The following is a 6,037-nucleotide window of genomic DNA, read 5'->3' on the forward strand; positions in this document are numbered from 1 at the left end:
AGTCCCCGTTGGTAAGGGGGATTTAGGGGGTATTGAAGTCCCCGTTGGTAAGGGGGATTTAGGGGGTATTGAAGTCCCCTTAGTAAGGGAGATTTAGGGGGTATTGAAGTCCCCCTTACCAAGGGGGATTTAGGGGGTTCTTCCTTTAAAAAAGGAGTAGCAGCAACAGTTGATTGTAATTCCCGCTATGTTTATCTTGACCCCTACGAAGGTGCAAAAGCGGTTGTCGCCGAAGCAGCAAGAAATCTAAGTTGTGTGGGTGCAGAACCTTTGGCAGTTACAGATAATTTAAATTTTGGTTCTCCTGAAAAACCGATTGGTTATTGGCAATTAGCAGAATCTTGTCGCGGTATTGCCGATGCTTGTCGGGAATTAGGAACACCTGTCACTGGCGGTAATGTTTCTCTTTACAATGAAACTCTGGATTCTGAGGGTAAACCTGCATCAATTTATCCTACTCCTGTGATTGGAATGGTGGGGTTAATTCCAGATTTAACTAAGATTTGTGGTCAAGGTTGGCAGGAATCTGGAGATTTAATCTATTTACTCGGAAATCTGACATCAGATGATAGTAAAGAAGATGGTAATTTGACAACAAATGTTACTTTAGGAGGTTCTGAATATTTAGCAACAATTCACGGCATTGTTGGGGGAAAACCGCCGAGAGTTAATTTAGATTTAGAAAAGCGGGTGCAATCAGCTTGTCGGGAGGGTATTCGTAATGGTTGGGTACGTTCGGCCCATGATTGCGCTGAGGGTGGAATGGCGATCGCGATCGCTGAATCCTGTATTTCTGCTAAACTAGGAGCCGAGATTAATCTTAACGTTAATTTGGCAACTGGTAAGCGTTGGGATGAAGTTTTGTTCGGGGAACGGGGGAATACGATTTTAGTTTCAGTTGCGCCGGAAAATGAGGCGGTTTGGGTATCTTATTTAGAGGAACATTTGCCGAATTTGTGGCAAAAACTGGGTCAAGTTGGTACTGTAAAAGCGCCTTTACGGGTTGTGACAAATGATGGTCAATCTTTAATTGAGGTAACGATTGAGGAGATGTGCGATCGCTTTTACAATGCTATTGAACGTCGCTTAGGATCTGATTAATTATAGGACTCGGCGGTTGAAATCGCGTCTACACGAGACTTAACCCGCCTGCGCGGGTTAAATTTTTATAGTCCGCGTAGGCGGACATTGTCTGTATAGATGCGATTTCAATCGCCCGATCTTTTTTAGCTTTAGATGATGCTGACAAAATCTGAGATACACCTGAAAATATCGGATAAGCCTAGTTATGTTTTGGATCGTAAATTAAGTTAAAAAGCTCTGCCTGCCGTAAATACTTGTTCTGCCCTTACTTGGAATTCAGGAAAAATAAAAGAAACAAGTCGAGCATTATTTTGAAACAACTCTTTTTGATATTCATCCTCTCGCAGCGTACAAATTGTAATTGTCGGTTGTTTCGGTTTGCCAATATATTCTCTGCCACCAATCCCCAAATAATCAATAATCCAATACTCAGGCACGCCTAACAAGGCATAATCTTCAACTTTACGGGCGTAATCATTTTGCCAATTGGTACTGACAACTTCCGCAATTAGTTTAATTGATTTTCCAGATGTAATTACAGGTTCTTGTTGCCACAAAGGTTCATTAATCAATTCAGTTTCATCTAAGACAATGACATCCGGCCGAAAAGCTGTTTCTGTTCCTAATAATTTGATGAGACAGCGAGGGGGGATAAAGTATGATAGATCCTGACGATCGATTTCTACATTCAGCTTTCGCCCAATAAAAGCCGATACTTGTTCGTGAGGCCCTGTTGGTTCCATTTCTGTCAACTCACCATCAATTAATTCGTAGCGATCGCGATCGCCGTAGTGGGTGATAAATTCATCAACAGTTAGAATTTTGGGAGGTGATTGAACCATTATCTTTGTTCCCAATTATTGACCTTACTTGGCCGCACATATTCCCTAGATAATATAGTATGTCAATTACACAGGAAAGTCAAGCGCACAGAAGCAGCCAGCCACAGGCATCGCACCTTAATTCTCATCTTTTAAAAGCGCGATCGCGCCTTAAGTCTAATCTTTGAAACTGTAGGAGCGGGTTTAGCAGATAACCTTTGTCACAAACAAAAAATATCAAAACAAAACCCGCCCCGAATCTTAGCCATTAGCCATTAGCCATTAGCCATTACCCTTGATTGTGGGAGTCCCGCATCTGAATTTGGGGGAAATCCCCCCGATCGCACGTCGTTAACTAACGTTACAATTAGAAATATGTGCGATCGCTTACCATGCCATCGAACGCCCCTTAGCATCTGCCTTAAGGCATAGGATGTGAGTTAATGCCTATTTCATGGGAACATTAAGAAATAATTAAACTGCGCGGCGGCTGCGCCGGACAGCATTCAGCTTTCAGAGCCTCCCACTAACCCACGATCCTGTATTAGGAACCAAGCCATACCATGATCCCCAACCATCCCCTCGCGGCTGACGAAAATTTGGCATCCGACAAGCAAGAAGAAGCTTGCGGTGTTTTCGGTATCTGTGCCCCCGGTGAAGATGTCGCTAAAATGACATACTTTGGTCTGTACGCCTTACAACATCGGGGTCAGGAATCAGCAGGAATTGCCACATTTGAGGGTGAAAATGTGCATTTGCACAAAGATATGGGCCTAGTCTCCCAAGTCTTCAATGAATCCTGCTTAAGTCACCTGCCTGGAACCATAGGAGTTGGTCACACTCGCTACTCTACTACAGGCTCATCAAAGGTTGTGAATGCTCAGCCTGCTGTTGTGAAAACCCGCTTAGGTTCCTTGGCGCTAGCACATAATGGCAATCTTGTCAATACTGGTGTCTTACGCGAAGAATTGCTAAACCGCAACTGCAATTTTGTAAGTACAACAGATTCAGAGATGATAGCAGTGGCGATCGCGCTAGAAGTAGACGATGGCAAAGACTGGTTAGAAGCTGCAATCAGCGCCTTTCATCGCTGTACGGGAGCCTTTAGTTTAGTCATCGGCACCCCCGCAGGCTTAATGGGAGTACGCGATCCCTACGGCGTGCGTCCCCTCGTAATTGGCACTTTAGGTACAAATCCCATCCGCTACGTCTTAGCATCAGAAACCTGCGCCTTAGATATCATTGGTGCCGAATATTTGCGAAATGTAGAACCAGGAGAATTAGTTTGGATCACCGAAGATGGTATGGCTTCCTTCCATTGGAGTCAACAACCAAAGCCCAAACTTTGCATCTTTGAAATGATTTATTTTGCTCGGCCAGATAGCATAATGGAAGGCGAAAGTTTGTATAGCTACAGGCTCAGAATCGGGCAAAAATTAGCACAAGAATCCCCCATTGATGCTGATATTGTCATCGGCGTTCCTGATTCTGGAATTCCCGCCGCTATTGGTTTTTCTCAAGTTTCCGGGATTCCTTATGCTGAGGGACTGATTAAAAATCGCTACGTTGGACGTACATTTATTCAGCCAACTCAGACAATGCGAGAATCAGGAATTAAGATGAAACTTAACCCTCTTAAAGATGTCTTAGAGGGTAAGCGAGTAATCATGGTAGACGACTCAATTGTGAGAGGTACTACTAGCAAAAAAATTGTTAAAGCTTTGCGAGATGCCGGTGCTACTGAAGTTCACATGAGAATTTCGTCACCCCCAGTAACTCACCCTTGTTTCTACGGAATTGATACCGATAACCAAGATCAGTTAATTGCTGCTACGAAATCAGTAGCAGAAATTGCCAACCAAATTGGGGTTGATTCTTTAGCTTTCTTGAGTAGAGAAGGAATGCTGAAGGCGACTAAGGAAGATTCTAATAATTTCTGTTCGGCCTGTTTCACAGGGGATTATCCCATTGTTGTCCCAGAACCAGTTAAACGGTCTAAGTTAATTCTGGAAAAGGTTCCTACTTAATTAGTCAAAGTAGGTAATACCAACAGGGCTTACCCATACTCTCTGTAACGCCGCCATCCTGGCGGTAATCCCTATTATGTCACTTTGGGGAGAGAATTTTCTGGAACTACTGGTTTTTCAGGCTGGCGAATGCAGAAGCCTAAATTATTGAGAATGGCTCAAATCCAGCGATCGCAAGGCGAAAGCCTTTTTCTCTGACCAAAGTGACATAATAGGGATAAAGAAACCGCCAGGATGGCGGCGTTACAGATTTTTTGCGTTGATTAACAGACAACACTAATGCTATTAGGCTAGTATTACCTGATTTAAGACTGAGCTGGAAAAGTCAAAACACAGCCATCCCACCAACTAAGGATTATTATCAATAAAGTCCATCAAAGCATTATATTTCGGCGAACCATTTTGGCCAACATACTCCAAAGCACCCCAACTACCCCACTTACTTGGTACACCAATATCCAAATATTGCATGAAAAGAGTACCGCCTGCTTCTTTCCAATTTTCCAGTAATTTTGTATATAACTCATACATTTCTGGTCGCCTATTTAACTCAATAAAGAAATTAGTAAGCTTTTCATTATTCTCATTCCCTTGAATACCTACAATATGTTGACCTCCTTCATAAGCAACTAACTTAAGACCCTTTTTCTGCGCTACCTCTGAGTGATATTTAAACAAACCATAACCATCAGATAAACTATCCTTAAACCCTCCTAGCAAACCGCCATCTCTCAATTGTTTAAAAGCCTTACTAAAACCACCATCTGAATCATTCAACCAAGACTCTACGATGCTGGTGTTTTCTGGCGCACCCAAATTACCACTAAAATATCCAGTGATAGCATAGACATCTATACCGCGTTGATAGCAAGGTTTATTACCTTCTGCTACCCAATAAGAACATTCTAAAACAGAATTTTCTAATCCTTTCCATGCAGTTTGAGTTGAGATTACACACACAACTCGATCCTTTTGTTCGCTAAAAATATCTTTCCAAAAATCGCACATTTGAGCTGTACGCATTCCATACCATTGCATATAAGCATCTTGTTTATCCTTTCCCCACCTAGCTTGACCTTGTTGTAAAGCATATTGAGATTGGGGAAATGAAAAATTCCAAACTTCATTAGAAAGCTCTACATAAACTTTTAAATTTGGATCTAAACTATTTTTAACAGTCTGAGCAAAGTTTTTTAAATATTCATCAGTAGCCATGATTGGCATATTCAACCAAGCATTTGCCTTGATTTTATTCGCCAAAGCAACCATGATTTCAATTGGGACATTGCCTTGATAAGCATAGGAAATGTTTTCTGGTTTAGGTCGGTTTGACCATTCTTTTTGTTCAGAACCATTTGTACTCATCCAATCCATGAAACGCAGGGTTTTAAATTTTTTAATTTTGTCTATAAACTTGGGGTTAAATATCTCACCACTTTCATAAGCTTTTTCATCTTGAGAGTGAATCACTCTAATGTTGCGGATATATTTTCCTATTTTGTTGGGATCTGTGGCAGTAATTGTCAGCAAGATTCCCTCTTTATTGGTAGCATCTACATCAATAATATCTCTGCCTGGTTGTGAGGATGCTTCATCTTTTTTAGCCGCAAATTTATACTCAATTGTTCCCTCGCCTTCATACATGACAATATATTTGCCTGATGGGAAAAAGTTTGGTATGTCCCTTAATAATAAGGTGCTGACACGGGTATATTTAGGAGAATCTTGGGGAAGGGGAAGAGATTTGACCCAGCCGTTTTCGTCAAGATTTAAAAGATTATATTCATTGGTATCGAATTCTCCCTGACATCCAGCCTCTTTTGGATCGCACTGAGTCATCCATTTTCTAGAAGATTTAAAGGCATCTAAAAATGGTAATTCTGTTGACCAGTCGGCGATTCCAGAAAGATTAACTCCTACAGGAGAGGTTGAGTTAGAATTTTTGGATGAGCTATTAATTGCTATTGTATTTGGTGAGTTATTCACAGTAGGATTCTGATTTTTTGCTAAGTTTAAACAGCCAGGTAGAATAAAGATAAATATCAGTAAACCCGATAGAAAAGTTAGAATATTTTTTGTATTAAAGTAAGTCAAAAAAGTCATAAT

At 41.3% G+C, this 6,037-nt stretch carries 5 protein-coding genes and 1 pseudogene; 2 read left to right on the plus strand and 4 right to left on the minus strand.

All coding sequences use genetic code 11. From position 1 onward, the window contains the following. Positions 1–153: 153 nt before the first annotated feature. Positions 154–1,101 (plus strand): annotated as a pseudogene (locus tag OSCI_RS05165) (AIR synthase related protein); the annotation flags it as partial. A 209-nt stretch (positions 1,102–1,310) separates the two neighbouring features. Here the strand turns inward: OSCI_RS05165 and OSCI_RS05170 are convergent. Both OSCI_RS05170 and OSCI_RS29610 read right to left on the minus strand, forming a co-directional pair. After that, positions 1,311–1,925 carry a Uma2 family endonuclease gene (locus OSCI_RS05170; protein ID WP_007353804.1) on the minus strand — a complete coding sequence of 205 codons (615 nt, stop codon included), beginning with the start codon at positions 1,923–1,925 and terminating at the stop codon, positions 1,311–1,313. A gap of 254 nt (positions 1,926–2,179) precedes the next feature. After that, positions 2,180–2,320: a hypothetical protein gene (locus OSCI_RS29610; RefSeq protein WP_155523431.1), complete on the minus strand. Its 141-nt coding sequence runs from the start codon at positions 2,318–2,320 to the stop codon at positions 2,180–2,182. Positions 2,321–2,467: 147 nt separating this feature from the next. Here OSCI_RS29610 and purF point away from each other — a divergent pair, with 147 nt between their 5' ends. Beyond that, a complete protein-coding gene (gene purF, locus OSCI_RS05175) occupies positions 2,468–3,931 on the plus strand; it encodes an amidophosphoribosyltransferase (protein WP_007353805.1) in 1,464 nt (487 codons plus the stop codon). Between the two features lie 139 nt (positions 3,932–4,070). Here the strand turns inward: purF and OSCI_RS31865 are convergent, their stop codons facing one another. Beyond that, a complete protein-coding gene (locus tag OSCI_RS31865; protein WP_267879562.1) occupies positions 4,071–4,205 on the minus strand; it encodes a hypothetical protein in 135 nt (44 codons plus the stop codon). A gap of 74 nt (positions 4,206–4,279) precedes the next feature. Continuing rightward, positions 4,280–6,037 (minus strand): cellulose-binding protein (locus OSCI_RS05180; RefSeq protein WP_324603706.1); only part of this gene is annotated, 1,758 nt, incomplete at its 5' end.

The sequence above is a fragment of the Kamptonema sp. PCC 6506 genome, assembly GCF_000180455.1.
Lineage (GTDB): Bacteria > Cyanobacteriota > Cyanobacteriia > Cyanobacteriales > Microcoleaceae > Kamptonema > Kamptonema formosum.